This is a genomic window from Amycolatopsis stemonae (genome assembly GCF_054781455.1).
On sequence record NZ_BAAGUJ010000009.1, the window covers coordinates 172,012 to 190,301 of the forward strand.

Annotated in this window: 19 protein-coding genes; 10 read left to right on the top strand and 9 right to left on the bottom strand. The window is 71.5% G+C overall.

The features are described from left to right. The first annotated feature begins 25 nt into the window (after positions 1-25). The 5 genes from ACYVLJ_RS30490 (at position 26) to ACYVLJ_RS30510 (ending at position 3,872) form a co-directional block, all read left to right on the top strand. Positions 26-1,048, top strand: coding sequence for a carbohydrate kinase family protein (locus tag ACYVLJ_RS30490; protein WP_451981890.1), 1,023 nt, complete (start codon positions 26-28; stop codon positions 1,046-1,048). Then, positions 1,048-1,773: a heavy metal-binding domain-containing protein gene (locus tag ACYVLJ_RS30495; RefSeq protein WP_460441262.1), complete on the top strand. Its 726-nt coding sequence runs from the start codon at positions 1,048-1,050 to the stop codon at positions 1,771-1,773. Before ACYVLJ_RS30490 ends, ACYVLJ_RS30495 begins: the two co-directional genes overlap by 1 nt. A 75-nt stretch (positions 1,774-1,848) precedes the next feature. Continuing rightward, positions 1,849-2,646: a heavy metal-binding domain-containing protein gene (locus ACYVLJ_RS30500; protein ID WP_451981896.1), complete on the top strand. Its 798-nt coding sequence runs from the start codon at positions 1,849-1,851 to the stop codon at positions 2,644-2,646. A 9-nt stretch (positions 2,647-2,655) separates the two neighbouring features. Continuing rightward, positions 2,656-3,474 (top strand): heavy metal-binding domain-containing protein, encoded by an 819-nt coding sequence (locus tag ACYVLJ_RS30505; RefSeq protein WP_451981898.1) that lies wholly within the window; start codon positions 2,656-2,658, stop codon positions 3,472-3,474. Continuing rightward, the gene (locus ACYVLJ_RS30510) at positions 3,474-3,872 is read left to right on the top strand and encodes a hypothetical protein (RefSeq protein ID WP_460441263.1); all 399 of its coding nucleotides are present in this window, start codon (positions 3,474-3,476) and stop codon (positions 3,870-3,872) included. The genes ACYVLJ_RS30505 and ACYVLJ_RS30510 overlap by 1 nt, the downstream gene beginning before the upstream one ends. A 36-nt stretch (positions 3,873-3,908) precedes the next feature. Here the strand turns inward: ACYVLJ_RS30510 and ACYVLJ_RS30515 are convergent, their stop codons facing one another. Beyond that, the gene (locus tag ACYVLJ_RS30515; protein WP_460441264.1) at positions 3,909-5,975 is read right to left on the bottom strand and encodes a PQQ-dependent sugar dehydrogenase; all 2,067 of its coding nucleotides are present in this window, start codon (positions 5,973-5,975) and stop codon (positions 3,909-3,911) included. Positions 5,976-6,258: 283 nt separating this feature from the next. After that, a complete protein-coding gene (locus ACYVLJ_RS30520; protein WP_460441265.1) occupies positions 6,259-7,113 on the bottom strand; it encodes an alpha/beta fold hydrolase in 855 nt (284 codons plus the stop codon). A 100-nt stretch (positions 7,114-7,213) separates the two neighbouring features. Here ACYVLJ_RS30520 and ACYVLJ_RS30525 point away from each other — a divergent pair, with 100 nt between their 5' ends. Beyond that, complete coding sequence (locus ACYVLJ_RS30525; RefSeq protein ID WP_460441266.1) at positions 7,214-7,789, top strand: CGNR zinc finger domain-containing protein; 576 nt, start codon at positions 7,214-7,216, stop codon at positions 7,787-7,789. Between the two features lie 462 nt (positions 7,790-8,251). Here ACYVLJ_RS30525 and ACYVLJ_RS30530 read toward each other — a convergent pair whose 3' ends face one another. Further along, complete coding sequence (locus ACYVLJ_RS30530; RefSeq protein ID WP_460441267.1) at positions 8,252-9,088, bottom strand: oxidoreductase; 837 nt, start codon at positions 9,086-9,088, stop codon at positions 8,252-8,254. 111 nt (positions 9,089-9,199) lie between these two features. Here ACYVLJ_RS30530 and ACYVLJ_RS30535 point away from each other — a divergent pair, with 111 nt between their 5' ends. Further along, on the top strand, positions 9,200-9,760 hold the full coding sequence (locus ACYVLJ_RS30535; protein WP_451981912.1) for a TetR/AcrR family transcriptional regulator: 561 nt from the start codon (positions 9,200-9,202) through the stop codon (positions 9,758-9,760). 72 nt (positions 9,761-9,832) lie between these two features. Beyond that, the gene (locus ACYVLJ_RS30540; protein WP_460441268.1) at positions 9,833-10,240 is read left to right on the top strand and encodes a VOC family protein; all 408 of its coding nucleotides are present in this window, start codon (positions 9,833-9,835) and stop codon (positions 10,238-10,240) included. 284 nt (positions 10,241-10,524) lie between these two features. Here ACYVLJ_RS30540 and ACYVLJ_RS30545 read toward each other — a convergent pair whose 3' ends face one another. The 4 genes from ACYVLJ_RS30545 to ACYVLJ_RS30560 form a co-directional block, all read right to left on the bottom strand. Then, the gene (locus tag ACYVLJ_RS30545; RefSeq protein WP_460441269.1) at positions 10,525-11,280 is read right to left on the bottom strand and encodes an SDR family NAD(P)-dependent oxidoreductase; all 756 of its coding nucleotides are present in this window, start codon (positions 11,278-11,280) and stop codon (positions 10,525-10,527) included. A gap of 72 nt (positions 11,281-11,352) precedes the next feature. Next, positions 11,353-12,189, bottom strand: coding sequence for an SCO6745 family protein (locus ACYVLJ_RS30550; RefSeq protein WP_460441270.1), 837 nt, complete (start codon positions 12,187-12,189; stop codon positions 11,353-11,355). Positions 12,190-12,199: 10 nt separating this feature from the next. Next, positions 12,200-13,405: a cytochrome P450 gene (locus tag ACYVLJ_RS30555; RefSeq protein WP_451981924.1), complete on the bottom strand. Its 1,206-nt coding sequence runs from the start codon at positions 13,403-13,405 to the stop codon at positions 12,200-12,202. Positions 13,406-13,503: 98 nt separating this feature from the next. Next, positions 13,504-14,226 carry an SDR family oxidoreductase gene (locus ACYVLJ_RS30560; protein ID WP_451981927.1) on the bottom strand — a complete coding sequence of 241 codons (723 nt, stop codon included), beginning with the start codon at positions 14,224-14,226 and terminating at the stop codon, positions 13,504-13,506. 164 nt (positions 14,227-14,390) lie between these two features. Between ACYVLJ_RS30560 and ACYVLJ_RS30565 the strand changes: the two genes are divergently transcribed. Continuing rightward, positions 14,391-15,968 (top strand): discoidin domain-containing protein, encoded by a 1,578-nt coding sequence (locus ACYVLJ_RS30565; RefSeq protein WP_460441271.1) that lies wholly within the window; start codon positions 14,391-14,393, stop codon positions 15,966-15,968. 75 nt (positions 15,969-16,043) lie between these two features. Continuing rightward, on the top strand, positions 16,044-16,661 hold the full coding sequence (locus tag ACYVLJ_RS30570; protein WP_460441272.1) for an SAM-dependent methyltransferase: 618 nt from the start codon (positions 16,044-16,046) through the stop codon (positions 16,659-16,661). 63 nt (positions 16,662-16,724) lie between these two features. Here ACYVLJ_RS30570 and ACYVLJ_RS30575 read toward each other — a convergent pair whose 3' ends face one another. Beyond that, on the bottom strand, positions 16,725-17,741 hold the full coding sequence (locus ACYVLJ_RS30575; protein WP_460441273.1) for a S1 family peptidase: 1,017 nt from the start codon (positions 17,739-17,741) through the stop codon (positions 16,725-16,727). 162 nt (positions 17,742-17,903) lie between these two features. Further along, on the bottom strand, positions 17,904-18,200 hold the full coding sequence (locus tag ACYVLJ_RS30580; protein ID WP_460441274.1) for a GNAT family N-acetyltransferase: 297 nt from the start codon (positions 18,198-18,200) through the stop codon (positions 17,904-17,906). Between the last annotated feature and the right edge of the window lie 90 nt (positions 18,201-18,290).

Consider the following 18,290-nt stretch of genomic DNA (forward strand, 5'->3'; position numbering starts at 1 on the left):
GCATCCGTGACCCCTGGAGGCGCCCGTGGCGGACGAGCCCGACATCGATGTCTTCCTCTCCGGCCTGCTGTTCTTCGACCTGGTCTTTACCGGGCTCGAGCAACCGCCGGCGCCGGGCACGGAGGTGTGGACGGGCGGCATGGGCTCCGGCCCCGGCGGGATCGCGAACTTCGCGGTGGCCCTGAGCCGGCTCGGCCTGCGGACGTCGCTGGCGGCCGCGTTCGGCACCGACGTCTACGGGCGGTACTGCTGGGACGTGCTTTCGCGGCAGGAGCACATCGACCTGTCCCGCTCACGGCGGTTCCCCGAGTGGCACTCGCCCGTCACGGTTTCCCTGGCCTACGCGGGCGACCGCGCGATGGTCACGCACGGCCACCCGCCCCCCGTCCCGGTCGCCGAACTGGCGGGCGCACCGCCGCCCAGCCGCGCGACGGTCGCGCACATCGGCCTCGACACCGCCGAGTGGGTCCACAGCGCGCACCAGGCGGGCAGCCTCGTGTTCGCCGACGTCGGCTGGGACCCGTCGGAGGCGTGGTCGCCGGCCCTGCTCGACCAGCTCGCGTGCTGCCACGCGTTCCTGCCGAACGACGTCGAAGCGATGGCCTACACCCGCACCGGCAGCCCCGAAGCGGCGCTGGCCGCGCTCGCCGAACTGGTCCCGGTCGCCGTGATCACGCGCGGCGCCTCGGGCGTCCTCGCGGTCGACGGCACGACCGGCGAGACCGCGGACATCCCGGCCCTGCCGGTCAACGTCCTCGACGCGACGGGCGCGGGCGACGTCTTCGGCGCGGGGTTCGTCGCCGCGACCCTGACCGGCTGGCCCCTGGCGGACCGGCTCCGGTTCGCGGGCCTCACGGCGAGCCTGTCGGTGCAGCACTTCGGCGGCGCCCTGGCGGCCCCGGGCTGGCACGAGATCGCCGAGTGGCACACGCGCAACCGCTTGCCGGAGTACGGGTTCCTCGACGACGTCCTGCCCGCCGAGACCATCGCCGAGACGTCCCGCCGCGGCCCGGTGACGCTCGGCTTCGGCGACGACAGCTGGCGCTAGTGCACCCGCGCGCCCGCCGCTACACGGCATCCGGGCTGCGGACGTCCCTCCTGTCGGTGCCGGGCGCGGTCGGCACGGAGGCGGTGGGCCTGCGGCCGATCGGCGAAGTGATGGGCTGCGTCGTCTCGCAGGACCCCGACGTCTCCTCGGGCATGCGCCACGGCTACGCGACGGCGCTGGACCGGCTGCGCGCGGAGGCGTCGGCGCTCGGCGCGGACGGCGTGCTGGCGATCGCCTGCACGGTGACGCGGGTGAGCGCGACGGTCCGCGAGTTCGTCGTCCTGGGCACGGCCGTCCGCGCCCGGCGTGGCCCGCGCCCGGCCCGGCCCTTCACGACGGGGCTGCCGGGCCCGGACGTGGCCAAGCTCCTGCTGGCGGGCTGGGTCCCGGTGACCGTCGCGATCGGCATCGGCGGCGGCGAGGCGTACGACCTCGCGATGACCGACCACCCGGGCACCGAGGCGGCGGCCCCGACGGCACTGGTGACCCGCGTCCGCGCGGCGGCCCGGGCGGAGTTCTTGTCGGCCGTGGCGGCCTCGGGAGCCGACGGCGGCCTGGTGTCGTCGACCACGCTGCGGGCCTGGGCGCTGGGCCGCACGGGAGTGGCGGCGGTGGCGAGCGTCTTCGGCACGGCCGTGGCCCGTTCCGGGGGCGGTCCGGCCGAGTCCCGCACGGTGCTGCCCCTGGATCGCCGCCGACCGGACCTTCCGGACATCCGCCGGTGATCGGCCCGCGTGCACCGCACGACCGCGCGGATCCGTGCCACGATGGGAGGCGAACCGGTCGAAGGAGGTCCGCCAGTGCCCGAGTGGGACGGTCGTGGCCTGCCGCCCGTCGCACGGGCGCGCGTCGATCGCTTCGCGGCGTCCGGCCTGAAGACGTCCCTGCTCAGCGTGCCCGGCGCGGTCGGCGCCGAGGTCGCGGGCTTCACGCCCGTCGGCGAGGTCATGGGCTGCGTCGTGCAGCAGGTCGGCTGGACCGGGCCGAGCACGTGGCCCGCCGACCAGGTGAAGCTGATGTCCGGGATGCTGCGCGACGGCTACGCGACCGCGCTCGACCGCCTCGGCCAGGAAGCCACCGCGCTCGGCGCCGACGGCGTCCTCGGCATCACGTTCAAGGTCACCTCGCTCGACGGCGTCATGCAGGAGTTCGCCGCCCTCGGCACGGCCGTCCGCGCGGAGACGAAGCAGCGGCCGCGGCGGCTGTTCACCACCGACCTGCCGGGCCAGGACGTCGGCAAGCTGATGCAGGCGGGCTGGGTGCCGGTGCGCGTCGTGATCGGCGTCGCCGGGCGCGCCCAGTACGACTACAACATGCAGTACCAGACCAACGTCTGGGCCGGGAACACCGAAGTCGACGCGCCCACGAAGGTCGTCAACGAGGTCCGCGGCGCGGCCCGCGCGGAGTTCGCCCGCGCGATCCGCGACAGCGGCGCCGACGGCGGCATCGTCTCCGGCATGACGCTGCGGACGTGGCCGGTGCAGGAGGTCGCGATGGCCGGCATCGCGACCATGACCGGCACCGCGATCGCCCAGTTCCACGCCGGCCGCACCGCGCCGGCGAACGCGCTCAAGATCCTGCCGTTGAACCGTTCCTGAGGAGGCTTCGTGACCACCGCGGATCCCGCCGCGCAGCACATCCCCGAGGATGCGATGCGCCGGCTCGCCGAGATGCGACCTGGTCAGAAGACCAGCCTGTTCACCTCCGACCTGAGCGTCAACGAGTTCCTCCTCGTGCGCGAAGCCGGGTTCCGGCCGCTCGGGCTGGTGCTCGGCTCGAGCATCTACCACGTCGGGTTCCAGATGGGACGGTGGAGCAAGAACCAGGAGATGGACCGGCTTTCGCAGGCGATGTACCACGCGCGTGAGCTGGCGATGTCCCGGATGGAGGCGGAGGCCGACGTCCTCGGCGCCGACGGCATCGTCGCGGTCCGGCTCGAAATCGAGTTCAAGGAGTTCGGCAGCGACCTCGCCGAGTTCATCGCCGTCGGCACCGCGGTGAAGGCCGACGAGCCCGGCGAATGGCGCAACAACACGGGGAAGCCGTTCACCTCGGACCTGTCCGGACAGGACTTCTGGACGCTGGTCCAGGCCGGGTACGCCCCGCTGGGCATGGTGATGGGCACGTGCGTCTACCACATCGCGCACCAGCGGTTCCGGCAGATGATGGGCAACATCGGCCAGAACGTCGAGATCCCGCAGTACACGGAAGCGCTGTACGACGCGCGCGAGCTCGCGATGTCGCGCATGCAGGCCGAGGCGGAACAGCTGGAGGCGGAAGGCATCGTCGGCGTGCAGCTGCTGTCGCTGCCGCACCGCTGGGGCGGCCACACCACGGAGTTCTTCGCGATCGGCACGGCGGTCAAGCCGTTGCGCGCCGACCACCACATCGCCAAGCCGCAGCTCGTGCTGCCCCTCACCGACTGATGGGCGAGCTGGACTTCCACCTGGTGGCGGCGGCCCTGCGGCTGGACCGCGCGGACGTCGAGTCCTACCACCGCGTCCTGTCGGAGACCCTCGGCAGCGCCCTGCCGCGGGGCATGGTCGAGGTGACGCGGCAGCGCTCGTTCGCCGACCGCGTCGCGGGCCGCGACGGCCAGGCGGTCGCGGTGCGGGTCACCACCCCGGACCGGGTGCTGGTGCTGAGCGCGGCCGAGCACGGCGGCGTGGCGGCGGAGATCCACCAGGTCGTGCGGGGCGTGGTGATCAGCCGCAAACCGGCCGCGATCGACGACTGGCTCGCGGCGCTGGCCCAGGAGCTGACGGCGTTGGCGGAGAAGGACGCGAAAGCCCGAGACGCGCTCTCGCGCCTGCTAGGCGGCTAAGGCCGGCCGGACCGCGGGGCCCGGCCGGCCTTCCGGTCATCCGACCGTCACCAGCAGGATCTTGTTGTGGCTGTTGTGCGGCGTGCTGTCCTTGTCACCGTCCACACTGGTCGCCAGCCACATCTTGCCGTCCGGCGCGGGCTCCACCGTGCGGAGCCGGCCGTACGTGCCGTCGAAGAACGTCTGGAAGTTCGTCAGGGAGCTGCCGCTGATCACCGCGCGGTAAAGGCGCGTGCCGCGCTCGCACGCCACGTACAGCGCGTCGTGGATGATCGTGATGCCGCTGCACGAGCCCTGCGCCACCGGGTACGTCTTCTTCGGCGCGATGAACCCGGCCGTGCCGCACGTCCCCGACGTCCCCTCGCACGAAGGCCAGCCGTAGTTGCCGCCCTTCACGATCAGGTTCGTCTCGTCCATGATGCTGTTGCCGAACTCCTGCTCCCACAGCCGGCCCTGCGAGTCGAACGCCAGGCCCTGGACGTTCCGGTGCCCGTAGCTCCACACCGCGTTGTGGAACGGGTTGTCCGCCGGGACCGTGCCGTCCGCGCTGATCCGCAGCACCTTTCCGTTGAGACTGCTGGTGTTCGACGCGTTGTCGCCGTTCTGGGCGTCGCCCGTGCCGGCGAACAGGTAGCGGCCGTCGGGGCTGAACCGCAGCCGGCCGCCGTTGTGGAACTTGTTGCGCGCGATGCCCGTCAGCAGGATCTGCTCGGTGCCCGTCGACAGCGAGTCGGCGGCCGCGTCGTACTTGATCCGCACGATCCGGTTGTCGCTGGGCGACGTGTGCATGATGTAGAGCCAGTGGTCCGAAGCGAAGGACGCCGGGTTGATCTCCAGCCCGGTCAGGCCGCCTTCGCCGTCGGTGCTCTGGACGTTCGGCACGGTGCCGATCGTCTTCTTCGCCCCGGTCTTCGGGTTCAGGTGGACGATCGCGTGCGCGTCGCGCTGGTTGTAGAGGATGGTGCCGTCGGGCAGGGTGACCAGGCCCCAGACGACGTCGTCGTCGGTCCCGACCTGCGTCGCACCGCAGACACCCTGCGACGGCGAGCAGCTCGACCCCCCGGTGGTCGTCACGTCCAGCACCGGCGTGCTGGGATCGCTCAGGTTCCCGTTCCCGTCGACGGCCCGCACCTGCAGGTGGTAAGGCGTGTTCGCGGTCAGCCCGCCGAGCGTGGTGCTCGCCGTGTCCGACGTGCCGATCTGCGTGCCGCTGTCGTAGATCCGGTAGCCGGCGACACCGACATTGTCCGTCGAAGCGGTCCACGCCAGCCCGATCGACGTGCTGTTGACCGCGGTGGTGTGCACGTTCCCGGGCACGGACGGCGGCGTGTGGTCGTCGGACGGCGGCGTCTTCACCGCGAGCGTCCCGCTGGCCTGCGAGACGTTCCCGGCCGCGTCGCGCGCGTTGACGTAGAAGCCGTAACTGCCGTTGGGGCCGAGGTTGCCGCAGGTCGCCGTCAGGGCGCCGGTGGTGCTGGCGCAGAGCTGGCCGTCGCGGTAGACGTCGTAGCCCACGACGCCGTTGTCGTCGCTGGCCGCGGTCCACTCGATCGTCGCGCTGGTGGGCGTGACGCTGACGAGCGTCGGCGTGCCGGGCGGCGAAGGCGGGACGACGTCCCCGGTCGAGCCGTAGACGCCGATCTCCTGCAGCGAATAGCCCTTCGACGCGTCGGTGCGGCAGCGTTTGGTGCCGTACATCCGCACGTAGCGGCCGGTGCCGTCGAGGGAAGTCAGGTCTTCGACGCCGCCCTTTCCCGCGGTGGTCGAGTAGATCCGCGTCCACGTGACGTGGTCGGCCGAGGTGTCGATCTCGTAGGACGCCGCGCACGAGGCGTCCCACTGCAGCCGGACCCGGCTGACGTGCGCGGTCGCCCCGAGGTCGACGTAGATCCACTGCGGATCGACCCCGGCCGCGCTGGCCCAGCGCGTCGCCGAACTGCCGTCGACGGCGCCGGGCGCCGGACAGCACCCGCCCGCCGACGACGCCGTCACCGGCTTTCCCTGGGACAGCAACGTATCCGCGGCCCGCACGGGCCCCGCCACGCCGATCGTCGCGGCGACGAGCGCGAGCACGACCGTCCCCACCTGAAGTCGTCTGATCATCCGTCCTCCACGCTGCCGGTGCGGAGGGTCGACGAACAGGCACGCCTCCGCGGAACACCGTCCCGCCGCCCGGCGCCGGTCTCCTGCGCGCCCGGGCCCGTCGGCGAACGACCCGTCGGCGCAGGCAGAGGCGGATGCCTGACGACGACGGCGGGGTTCTCCGGGACCGGACCGACCTGGAGCCAGGGCGATCTCGGGGAAACCCTACGAGCACGCCGCCGGACCGGTCAACCGGCACCGCACCGGCGTCCCGCTCACCGAACTCCCTGCGGGGAAACGGATTTCAGGGCGTCACCACCCGTCCGAGGAATCCGCGGACATACCCGGCGATGGCGTCGAGGTGCGATTCGAGCGCGAAGTGGCCGGCGTCGAGCAGGTGGATCTCGGCGTCGGGCAGGTCGCGGGCGTAGGCCCGGGCACCGTCGGCGACGAAGATTTCGTCGTTGCCTCCCCACACGGCGAGCAGCGGGACCTGGCTGGTCCGGAAGTACTCGTGGAACTTCGGGTACAGGCCGATGTTGTGGTGGTAGTCCGCCAGCAGGGCCATCTGGATTTCGGCGCCGCCGGGCCGGTCGAGCAGGGCCTGGTCGTGAACCCAGACGTCCGGGCTCACCAGGACCGGGTCGGGCACGCCGTCGAGGTACTGCGCCCGGGTGGCTTCGAGGCTGACCATGCCCCGCAGGTCGTCCTCGCTCAGCGTGCCGGCGGCGAGCTTCTGCGGGAGGCCGGCGCCCAGGCCGTCGACGTAGGCGTTGCCGTTCTGCGTGACGATCGCGGTGACCCGCCCCGGGTTCCCGGCCGCGATGCGCAGGCCGACCGGCGCACCGAAGTCCTGGATATAGAGCGCGAAGCGGTCCAGGCCGATCCGGTCGAGCAGCCCGAGCGTGAGCTCGGCGAGCGCGTCGAAGGTGTAGGTGAACTCGTCCACCGAGGGCGCGTCGGACGCCCCGGCCCCGAGGTAGTCGGGCGCGACGACGTGGTAGCGGTCGGCCAGCGCGGGGATGAGGTGCCGGTACATGTGCGAGCTGGTCGGAAACCCGTGGAGCAGCACGATCGTGGGCGCGTCGACCGGCCCGGCCTCCCGGTAGAACAACCGGCGCCCGTCAACGGTGGCAAAGCGGTGATACACGGCAACCATCGGTCACTCCTCACGTCTCATGGATACTCTTACATTTATCCATGAGACAACGTAGACTTGTCAACGACCTGGACAATGAAGGCCGAGCGAAGGAGGCGACGTGGTCACAGCGGCCCCCGGCGAGGAGCGGTCCCCCGCGCTGGCACTGGTCAACACCCGCCGCCTGAGCGCGAACGGCGAAGTCGACGACCTCACCACCCCAGCCGGCGCCACCGAGTGGCTGCGCGAGCACAACCTCCCACCCGCCCCACTCGACGCGGACACCCTCACCCGAGTCACGGACCTCCGCACCGCGGTCCGCGAGCTGCTAGCCGCCCTGGCAGACGACCGCCCGCCGGCCTCGGCCGCGGTGGAGACGGTGAACGCGGCCGCCCGCGCGGACGCCGCAGCCCCCCAGCTGACCTGGCCGGCCACCCCACGCCGGGAGTGGCGCAGCACGAGCCCGGGCAGCGTCGAGGAGGCCCTGGCAACCCTGGCCCGCGACGCGATCGAGGTGCTCACGGGCGACATGGGCAGCTTGGTACGCCCCTGCGAGGCCCACGGCTGCGTCCGGTATTTCGTCCGCGAGCACGCCCGCCGCCGCTGGTGCTCGACAACGTGCGGAGACCGAGTCCGCGCGGCCCGCCACCAGCGCTTGGTGGTGGAGCAACGCGAGGCTGCCCAGGAGCGGGCCTGAGGCCCGTTTCGACCGCAGCCGGGCTCAGGTCACACCGGATGTCGGTAGCCGTGACCATCGGCTCGCCGCACCCTGGCCCGCGACGCAACCGGCCCGCGCGTGCAGCGGCGACCGCGTGTGCAGCCGCGACGCAACGGGCCCGCGCGTGCAGCCACGACCCGCGTGTGCAGCCGCGACCCGCGTGTGCAGCCGCGACCGCGTGTCGCCGCACACCGCCCGCCCGCACGCCTGCCCCACGCGCGATCGACCCACGGCATCGCGCCGCGTCTCACCCAGCCTGGCTCAAGAGGATCGCCCCTCGGCGTAAGCCGGAGCGCGAACCGACGCCCGCAAAGCCCGGCAGCGCACCGAAACCGGCACGCGCAACCAGAGACGGCCGCACTCAGTCCGCGAAAGCCGCCCGCACGCCACCTACGGCCCGCACTGTCGCCGACCACCGCGCCTGGCCGCGTGGCCAACGGCTCAGTCCGTGGTGAACGCCGCCGATCGGCTGACCTCGGCCCACTCCGCCACCTCCGCTCCTCGGGCTCGGTCCGAACGCTGCACCGCTTCCACCGCGTCCGCGCCGAGCAGCAGTCGCAGGGGCGGCCTTTCCAGGCGAACGACGTCGGCGAGGATTCGGGCTCCTCGGGCCGGGTCGCCTGCTTGCTTGCCGTCCGTCGCGTCGCGGAGGCGGTGCATCTCGCCCACCGAGGCGTCGTACTCCGGGCGGACCTGGGCGCGTTCCATCGAGGCGCCCTGCCAATCCGTCCGGAACGCGCCCGGCTCCACGATCGTGACCTTGACGCCGAACGGCTTCACTTCCGCGTTGAGCACCTCCGAGAATCCCTCCACCGCGAACTTCGCCGCCTGATAGGCGCCCAAGCCCGGCGACCCACCGACCCGGCCGCCGACCGACGAGAACTGCAGGAAGTGGCCTGAGCCCTGCTCGCGGAACACCGGCAAGGCCGCCCGCGTGACGTTGACTACGCCGAAGAAGTTGGCCTCCACCTGCGCCCGGAAGTCGTCCTCCGGCATGTCCTCGATCGGTGCGCTGTTCGCGTAGCCGGCGTTGTTGGCCACGACGTCGAGCCCGCCGAACTCGCGCACCGCGAAGGCCACGGCCTCGCGCGCGGCCACGGGGTCCGTGACGTCGAGCTCGAACGCGCGGACCGCGTCGCCGAATTCGGCCACCAGATCTTTCAGCTGCTCCGGCCGGCGCGCGGTGGCGACCACGCGATCGCCGTCCTCGAGCGCGACCCGGGCCAGCTCCCGCCCGAAGCCGCGGGAACTGCCCGTGACCAGCCAAGTCCTGCTCATGATGCCCTCTCCTCGCTCGTTCGAACCGGCTAAACAACCGGTTGGTTACCTCAAGACAACACCTCATCGGGGGATTTGTCAACCAACCAGTTGGTTGATAGAGTGGTTCACATGAGAGACGCGGCGGAGACCAAGCGGCGACTGCTGGCCGCCGCCACCGAGGAGTTCGCGGAACGGGGCATCGCAGGCGCCCGCGTGGACCGGATCGCGGACGCCGCCGGATGCAACAAGGCGATGCTCTACAAGTACTTCGTCAACAAGGACACCTTGTTCGACACGGTTTTCGGCGAATCGGTCGGCAAGTTCGTCCTCGACGTCCCGGTCGACGCCGAGGACCTGCCGGGCTACGCCGGGAAGCTCTTCGACCGGTACGAAGAGCAACCGGCGACGCTGCGGCTGGCGATCTGGCACCGACTGGAACGCCCCGAAGGCAAATGGGTCACGGAGATCGTGCTGGCCAACGAGATCCGGCTGGGCGACCTGCAACGAGCACAGGACGAAGGGAGACTGTCCAAGCACTACACACCTCTGGAGCTGCTGGTGCTGATCCAGTCGATCTCGACGGCGTGGGCGACGACCAATTCGGAACTCGGCGTGCGCACCACGATCCCCCGCGCGCAACGGCGGGAACTCGTGGTGGACGCGGTGCGGCGGCTGATCGCGGAGAGCTGACGAGCGGTGCGCGAAGAACTCCGGCGCGAGTAGCGTGTGGTCCGCCGAGCCGGGCCGAGGGAAGGACACGCGATGGACTGGACGCTCGAAGTGGTCGTGGTGCCGGTGTCCGATGTGGACCGCGCGAAGGCGTTCTACGCCGACCAGCTCGGGTTCACCCTCGACCACGACATGACGGTCGGCGAGAACGCGCGGATCGTCCAGCTGACCCCACCGGGCTCCGGCTGCTCGGTCGTGATCGGCAAGGGAGCCGTGGCAGAGATGCCGCCCGGTTCGCTCAGGGGGTTGCAGCTGGTGGTCAAGGACCTGCCGAAGGCGCACGCGATGCTGCTCGAGCGGGGCGTCGACGCCGGCGAGATCGAGGTCTTCGGCGCGGGCGCCTGGGACGGGAAGGCCGACCTCGACAACGTCGGGTTCGTGCACTTCGCGGACCCGGACGGGAACGAATGGACGGTGCAGCAGATCTCGTCGCGCCACTGACGAGACACCTTTCGGCAGCAAGCCGGGCAACGTCCGGGCGGCCGCCGAGCACGGTCGGCGGCGGACGACCAGGCGGCAAGGCACGGTCGGCGGCAGCCGATCGACGGCGGACAACCGGGCGCCAAGGCACGGTCGGCGGCAGCCGATCGACCGCGGACAACCGGGCACCAAGGCACGGTCGCCCGCGACGGGCTACGGCGGCGGGCTGCGGCTGCGGCTGCGGCTGCAGACGGCGGCAAGCCGAGGAGCGCGAAGCGCCCCACCGGCTCACCCCCGACGCCGGGCTAGTCCACCAGGGCACCACAGCTGACGTTGACCGTCGACGCGGTCATCGTCCGCGCCCGGTCCGACGCCACGAACGCTGCCACCGCGCCGACGTCGGCCAAGGTCGCCGCGCGGCCGAGCATTGTCTTGCCGGCGATGTTTTCCTCCAGTTCCTCACGGCCCGGGAAGCCGGACGGGAGCGTCTCCGGGATGCCGCCCGTCCGGAGCGTCACCGCCCGGACGCCGTGCGGGCCCAGCTCGGCGGCGAGCTGGCGGCGCATTGCCTCGAGCGCGTGGAACGCCACCTGCAGCCCGCCCACCGAGAACTCGCGCACGGGATCGCCCGCGCCCCCGAAGAGGAGGATCACGCCGGAACCCTTCTTCACCATGTGCCGGGCCGCCGCGCGGGCGGTCAGGAACTGGGTGCGCACCGCCGTCAGCACCGGGCGCTCGTAGTCGGCCAACGTCATGTCCAGCAGCGGTTTGCCCTGGACGTCGCCGTGGGCGATGAGGTTGAACGAGATGTCCAGGCCGCCCTGGGCGGCTACCTCGTCGGCGTGGTCGTCGACCGCCTGCTCGTCGAGGGCGTCGACCTCCGCGGCCTCGGCCGACCCGCCCGTGGCGCGGATGCGCGAGGCGACCTCGTCCAGCCTCGCGCGGGTGCGGCCGGCGAGGAAGACCCTCGCGCCTTCCTCGGCGAATGCCGTGGCCACGGCCGCGCCGATGCGGCCCCCTCCGCCGTAGACGATCGCGTTCTTGCCGGCCAGCAACGTCATGGGTCCCTCCGATGTCCGGGGTGCGGTCACCGACGCGTCGAACGGGAGGGGCCGGAATCGACCGGGGTCACGTCACGGCCGGGGGACGCCCATCGGGTTCGGGACCGGGACCACGCCCGCGTCGATCACCGTGCGGCTCAGGGGCACCGCCAGCTCCAGCACCCGCTCGAAGTCGGCGCCGAGCGCGGCGACCGGGGCCGAGGCCAGCCGATCCGTGTCCTCCTCGATGCGGCGGCGCAGCGAGGCCCCCGCCGGGGTCAGCCGACCGGCCTCGTCCAGTAGGCCGCGGCTTCGCAACGCCTCGATCGCCGACGTCCACTGCTCGTCGGACCAGCCGCGGTGGGGCTGGACGTCCGCGCGGGTGATCACGCCGTCGCCGATGTGGGTCAGCGTCGTCTCCAGGCCCGTCAGGCCCGCGTGGACCGCCGCCAGGACGTGGCCGTCGCCGCGGTGCTCGCGCAGCACCGTCGCCGCCAGCCAGAGGCGGGCCAGGGCGCTCGACGGCCGGGGTACCGCGGACCAGGCCGCCGCCAGCGGGCGGCCGTCGAAGCCGCACGCGCCGACGGCCCGTTCGAGCAGCGAGGCCAGCTCGTCGGCCGGCCCCGAGACCCGCGAAAGGGCCGCTTCGACGGCCGCGAGCCGGGACGCCAGGACGTCCGCGGGCGCGGCGAACGTCCACGCGTCCGGCACGGCCCGCGCGACCATCGCGGGCGCGAACCCGAACAACATCGACGTCGCCGCCGCGGGACCGATCGGGCCCAGCGGGGCGAGGCGGCCCGCGAAGTAGCCCATCCAGTACCCGCGCAGGCCCACCTCCTTCGCCGCGGCCGCCGTCTCCGGCGCGAAGTAGACCACCGCGTGCAGCGGCTCGACCGCCGCCCACAACCGCCGGGCCGGTGAGGTGCTCATGCCGCCATTCTCACCCCCACGCGACCGGCAGCTCCCGCACCCCGTACACCAGCGTGTTGTGCTTGTACGCCAACGACTCCCGCGGCACCGCCAGCCGCAGGTCCGGGACCCGGCGGAACAGCCGCGTCAACGCCTCCTGCAGCTCGACGCGCGCCAGCTGCTGGCCGATGCACTGGTGCGCCCCGAAGCCGAACGCCACGTGCGTGCGCGGCGAGTCGCGGTGGAAGTCGAGCTTGTCGGCGCCCGGGAACAGGTCCTCGTCGCGGTTCGCCGAGTTCAGGGCCGCCACCAGCCACTCCCCCGCCTTGACCGACCGCGCGCCGACCTGGACGTCGGCCGTCGCGTAGCGCAGCACGCCGAACTGGACGACCGACAGGTACCGGAGCAGCTCCTCGACCGCGCGGTCCGGCGCCGAAAGCACGACGTCGCGCTGGGCCGGGTGGTCCAGCAGCACCAGCGTGCTGAGCGCGATCATGTTGGCCGTCGTCTCGTGCCCGGCCACCAGGAGGCTGAGGCCCAGCACGACCAGCTCCTCCGTCGTGAGCGGGTCCCCGGTCGACGCGCCCCGGGCGATCAACCGGCTGAACAGGTCGTCCTGCGGATTCCGCTCCTTGTCGGCGAACAGCTCCGCCAGGAAGCCGGAAAGTTCGTCGTAGGCGCGTTTTCCGTCTTCGGGACTCGTGTCGGTGCTGACCAGCAAGCCGCTCTGCTGCTGGAACCGCGACCGGTCGGCGTACGGGACGCCCAGCAGCTCGCAGATCACCAGGGACGGGATCGGCAACGCGAAGTCCTGCACCAGGTCGGCCTCCCCCGGGCGGGCGAGCATCGCGTCGAGGTGGCTCTCCACCAGCTGCTGGACGTAGCCGCGCATCGCCTCCACGCGCCGCACGGTGAACTCCGCGATCACCATCTTGCGCAGGCGGGCGTGCTCGGCGCCGTCGAGCTGGATGATCGAACCGGGGCTGACCTCCTCGTCGAGGTCGGCGTTCGGGTTGACGTGCACCGAAGAAGCGCCGCGCGAGCTCATCGTGCGGTCGGCGAGCACCGCGCGGACGTCGCCGTAGCGCGTCACCAGCCAGGCGTCCATGCCCGCCGGGCAGCGGACCTGCGACGTCGGCGCGGTCTCCCGCAGGGTCGCGTAGTTCTCGGGCGGGTCGAACGGGCATCCGGCCGGTCGCGTCGTCGGGAGGGCCGGGGTTTCGGATGCTGCCGTCACGGCGGATCACACCTCTCTTCCGGTGGTCTGGACACTTCCCACCATGGAGAGAACCGCGGCCGTCGTGGGACGTTCGACCCACTTCCGACCCGGATGGCCTAGCGGGCGCCGTACGCGCCGCCGTTCACGTGCACGACCTGCCCGGTGATGTGCCCCGCTCCCGGCGATGCCAGGAACCGCACCGTTTCCGCGACTTCGCCCGGCGTCCCGGCCCGCTTGTCGAACGCCGCCGAGATCCGCGAGCTGAGCCATTCTTCGGTCAGCGTGCCGTGGAAGAACTCCGTGTCGAGGATGACGCCGGGCGCCACGACGTTGGCCGAACCGGCGGCACCGAGCTGGCGCGCGAGGTCGGTGTTCCACGCTTCGATCGCCGCCTTCGCCGCGCCGTACGAGCCGGAGCCCTGCTTCGCCGCTACAGAGCCGAGAGTCACGACGCGCACGTTGTCCGCGAAGCGCGGCTTCAACGCCGAAGTTACGAGCACGGCGGAGAGGACGTTCGCGGCGAAGTTCGCCTGCCACGCCTCCGCCAGCCCGGCCAGGTCCGTCGGCGCTTCCCGGACGCGATCGGTGTTGCCGCCTGCGTTGTTGACCAGGACGTCGACGCGCGCCGGCAGGTCCGCCAGCGCGGCCTGGACCGCCGCCGGGTCGCTCGCGTCGAACGCCACGGCCCGCGCGCCGATCTGCTCCGCCGCCGCCTCCAGCACGTCCTTGCGGCGCCCGGTGACGGTGACCCGCTCGCCCGCCGCCGCGAAGCCGGCGGCGATCGCCAGCCCGATGCCCGTGCCGCCTCCGGTGACCACGACTTCCCGCTGTTCGCTCATGACGCCATCTTCACCGAGGAAAGCGCTTCCCGCTCGGATTTCCCGGTCAGCGGGAGGCGATTCGTTAGGAAACTTTACGAACAGGTCTTGACGCCGCGCCGCCGCCCGGCGAACCTGGACGCACGCCGCAGTCATCGTCCGCCCCACCCCCTTCCGGAGGCAGCATGACCCGGCGCGCGCTCGTGCTCGTCGCGACCCTGTTCCTCGCTCTGACCGGTGCCGGCCTGGGCACGGCGAGCGCGGCCACCACCCAGCCGACGTTCCTCACCTTCTACGGCTGGTGGGACAACACGCCGCCCGGCGGCGACATCTCCTACCCGCAGATCCACGACACCGCAGGCGGCAAGGGCACCTTCGCCGACCCGATCACCTTCGCCACCAGCAGCGACGAACTCAAGCCCGGCACCAAGGTCTGGGTGCCGCGGGTGAAGAAATACTTCGTCATGGAGGACGGCTGCGACGAGTGTTCGCAGGACTGGAGCGGCAAGGGCCCGAACGGCGGACCCGGCCTGCGGCACATCGACCTCTGGCTCGGTGGCAAGGGCGGCAGCGCCTTCGACGCGATCGACTGCGAAGACGCGCTGACGCACTACAACCCCGACAACACGCCGGTCATGGAGCCGGTGGTCGTCGACCCGCCGTCGGACGAGCCCTTCGACGCGACGCCGATCTTCAACACCGGCACGGGTGAATGCTGGGGCGGCGCGAAGCCGAACACGACGGTCGGCCAGTACCAGAACAGCTCCACCGGTACCTGCCTCGAAGCCCCGGGCAGCGGCACCACGCTGAAGGTGGCCGCCTGCACCGGAGGCGACGCGCAGCGGTTCACCTTCCACGGCGCGTTCCTCGTGATCGACGACAAGTGCGCGGGCATCTCCGGCAGCTCCATCGTGCTGCAGACGTGCACCGGCGGCCCGGCCCAGCAGTGGTCGATCAACCCCGACGGCACCATTTCCGACATCCAGACGAGCAAGAAGTGCTTCCGCGCTTCGGGCACGACGCTCACCGCGGGCAGCTGCTCGGGCACCCAGGCCCGCTGGACGTTCACCGCGGCCGGCACCGGGTCCAGCCTCAGCGTGGCGCCGTCGTCGGTTTCCGTCGCCCCGGGCGGCACGGCGACGGCCACCGTCACCAGCACGGACGCCGTCACGCTGGCCTCGAGCGGCGCTCCCGCGGGCGTCACCGTGTCCTTCTCCCCGGCGTCGGTGCCGGCCGGCGGAACCTCGACCGCCACGGTCGCCGCCGGCGCGTCCGCGAGCCCCGGTTCGGCGACGATCACCATCACCGGCGGGACGAAGACCGCTTCGCTGGGCGTGACGGTCACCGGCGGAGGCGGCGGCCAGGAAACCCTGCTCTCCCAAGGGAAGACCGCGACGGCGTCGTCGACGGAGTCGTCGTCCTACCCGGCGAGCGCGGCCTTCGACGGCAACCTGACCAGCACGCGCTGGGCGTCGAAGGAGGGCACCGCGAGTGAGTGGCTGCGCGTCGACCTCGGCGCCACCAAGGCGGTCTCGCACGTCAAGCTGAGCTGGGAGGCCGCCTACGGGAAGGCGTACAGCATCCAGACCTCGGCCGACGGCACGACCTGGACGACGATCTACAGCACCACGACCGGCAACGGCGGCACGGACGACCTCACCGGCCTCACCGGCAGCGGCCGCTACGTGCGGATGAACGGCGTCACGCGCGGGACGTCGTACGGCTACTCGCTGTACGAGATGCAGGTGTACGGCACGGCCTGAGTTGCCGGATCGGCAACACGATTTGCCTCCTCGGTGACGTCCTCCGCATCCTGGGGACGTCACCGAGGAGGAACCATGCCGCACGAGGGCCCCATGATCGTCGAAGACATGCTCAAGCAGGAGTTCTGGGAAGCGATGTACCAGCGCGACGAGCACCGGATCTGGAGCGGGAACGTCAACGCGAACCTCAGCTCCGAGGTCGAGGGGCTGACGCCCGGACGCGCGCTGGACCTCGGCTGCGGCGAGGGCGGCGACGCGATCTGGCTCGCGAAGCAGGGCTGGACGGTCGACGGCGCCGACATCTCGACCGTCGCGCTCGCCCGCGCCGAGGCAGCCGGGAAGGAAGCGGGCGTGACCGTGAACTGGCTGCACCGCAACATCCTGGAGTGGCAGCCGGAAGAGCAGTACGACCTGATCTCCGCGCAGTACATGCACCTGCTGCCGAAGCTCCGTGCAGACGTCTTCACCGCGGCCGCCAAAGCGATCCGGCCGGGCGGTTCGCTGCTGGTCGTCGGGCACTCGCCGAAGGCCATGCGCGAGTTCGACGGCCAGAAGCCGCCGGAGGAGCTGTACTTCGAGCCCGAGGAGATCACCACGTACCTCGGCGACGCCTGGGAGTGGCTCGTCGAGACGTGCGAGACGCGCGGCGAGGGTCACCACACCGACGCCGTCTACCGCGCGAAGCGGCTCTGAAATGGCAGCAGGGCCCCTTCACACGCCCTCGACGCGCGTGAAGGGGCCCTGCGGGCTCTTTTCTCAGGCGAGCTGGAGGCCGTAGGCCTGCAGCTCCAGGGTGAGCGGGTAGAAGTAGCTGGTCACGGTGTCGCCGCCGGACAGCGTGCCGAGGCCCTTCTCGCCGTCGTACGCCGGGCCGCCCGAGTCACCGTGGTCGGTGTGCGCGGTGGTGCCGAACTCGTGGTTGAGCACGCCGACGTCGAAGTTGACCGACTCGTCGACCGAGGTGACCTGGCCGCTGCCGCCACCGGTGGTCGAGCCCTGCTTCTGCATCTGCTCACCGACGGTCGGCTCGGCCGCCGAGGTGATCTTCTGGCCGGTGTTGATCTCGCCGGGGCCGGAGCCGTTCGGGCGGGTCAGCAGGCCGGAGTCGGCGCCGGGGCAGTCGCTCTCGACGACCTGGGCCCCGGAGACGTCACCGCCGGCCCAGGTGCCGCCGAGGTTCGTGCAGTGGCCCGCGGTGAGCAGGAACGGCGAACCGCCGCGCGTCACGTTGAAGCCCAGCGAGCAGCGGCCTTGGTCGTTCTGGATCGCGTCGCCGTCCTGGATGTGCAGTTCCAGCTTGCCGGTGCGGTGCTCGACGCGGACGCTGTCGCCGTACTTCGCGGCGGCCGCGGTGACCTTGTCGGCGGTCTCCTTGCTGGCCGCGTCGTAGACCTTCACCACGACCTGGTTGGTCTTGGTGTCGATGCCCCACGCGGTCTGCGGGACGTTCTTCACCGCGTCCAGCTGGTTCTTGACGCCGGTGAGCGCGGCGAAGGTGTGCTTGACCTTCTTCACGGTCAGGCCGGCGGCCTGCACCTTCTGCGCCGCGGCGTCGTCGACGACGTTCACGACGGCCTTGCCGTTTTCCAGGAAGATGCCACCGGAGGCGGCGCCCAGCGACTGCGCGACCTGCGTCGCGTTCGTGATCGCGTGGGCCTGGAGTTCCGAGAGGGCCAGCGGGGACGCGGTGGCGGCCGACGCGCACACGCCGCTCGTCAGCGCGGCGGCCGACAAGACGGCGAAGGTCTTGAGGGCGGTCTTCCGGGGAGTCATCAACTTCCTCCAGTTTGCCGGTTCGAAGCCTGCGCCGGTCACTTTCGTTGCCGGGCAACCAACGCAACACCGACGAAGGTTGGTTAATAACCAATAGATCCGGACATACCGCTCATCTTGGACCCGAACGGTCCAGTGACGTTGCTGCGTACGGCGTAACAGTCAGCCCTTGGGCCAGCGGACGTGCGGCTCGTAGTCCGGGTGCTTCCGCAGGTATCCGGCGATGAAGGGGCAGACCGGCACGATCGTCCGGCCCTTCGCCACGACGTCGTCCAGCGCGCCGGCGGCGAGAATCTTGCCCAGGCCCTGGCCGGAGAAGGCGTCGTCGATCTCGGTGTGGGTGAACACCGTCAGGTCGCCGCGCTCGTCGTAGAACGCCATCCCCGCCAGCTTCTCCCCCGCCCACAGCTCGTAGCGGCCTTCGTCGGGGTTGTCGACCACTCGGGTCTCGTCGGTCATCGGCTCTCCTCGCTCGGGGTACGTCCTCCATCGTGCGACGGCGGACGCCCGGGTGCTATCCGGGTCGTGAACGTCGCTGGGCCGCCCGGG

Coding starts and splice junctions, on each gene's coding strand:
- ACYVLJ_RS30510 (WP_460441263.1), top strand. CDS start 3,474: ATGGGCGAGCTGGACTTCCACCTGGTGGCGGCGGCCCTGCGGCTGGAC.
- ACYVLJ_RS30515 (WP_460441264.1), bottom strand. CDS start 5,975: ATGATCAGACGACTTCAGGTGGGGACGGTCGTGCTCGCGCTCGTCGCC.
- ACYVLJ_RS30520 (WP_460441265.1), bottom strand. CDS start 7,113: ATGGTTGCCGTGTATCACCGCTTTGCCACCGTTGACGGGCGCCGGTTG.
- ACYVLJ_RS30530 (WP_460441267.1), bottom strand. CDS start 9,088: ATGAGCAGGACTTGGCTGGTCACGGGCAGTTCCCGCGGCTTCGGGCGG.
- ACYVLJ_RS30535 (WP_451981912.1), top strand. CDS start 9,200: ATGAGAGACGCGGCGGAGACCAAGCGGCGACTGCTGGCCGCCGCCACC.
- ACYVLJ_RS30540 (WP_460441268.1), top strand. CDS start 9,833: ATGGACTGGACGCTCGAAGTGGTCGTGGTGCCGGTGTCCGATGTGGAC.
- ACYVLJ_RS30545 (WP_460441269.1), bottom strand. CDS start 11,280: ATGACGTTGCTGGCCGGCAAGAACGCGATCGTCTACGGCGGAGGGGGC.
- ACYVLJ_RS30550 (WP_460441270.1), bottom strand. CDS start 12,189: ATGAGCACCTCACCGGCCCGGCGGTTGTGGGCGGCGGTCGAGCCGCTG.
- ACYVLJ_RS30560 (WP_451981927.1), bottom strand. CDS start 14,226: ATGAGCGAACAGCGGGAAGTCGTGGTCACCGGAGGCGGCACGGGCATC.
- ACYVLJ_RS30565 (WP_460441271.1), top strand. CDS start 14,391: ATGACCCGGCGCGCGCTCGTGCTCGTCGCGACCCTGTTCCTCGCTCTG.
- ACYVLJ_RS30570 (WP_460441272.1), top strand. CDS start 16,044: ATGCCGCACGAGGGCCCCATGATCGTCGAAGACATGCTCAAGCAGGAG.
- ACYVLJ_RS30575 (WP_460441273.1), bottom strand. CDS start 17,741: ATGACTCCCCGGAAGACCGCCCTCAAGACCTTCGCCGTCTTGTCGGCC.
- ACYVLJ_RS30580 (WP_460441274.1), bottom strand. CDS start 18,200: ATGACCGACGAGACCCGAGTGGTCGACAACCCCGACGAAGGCCGCTAC.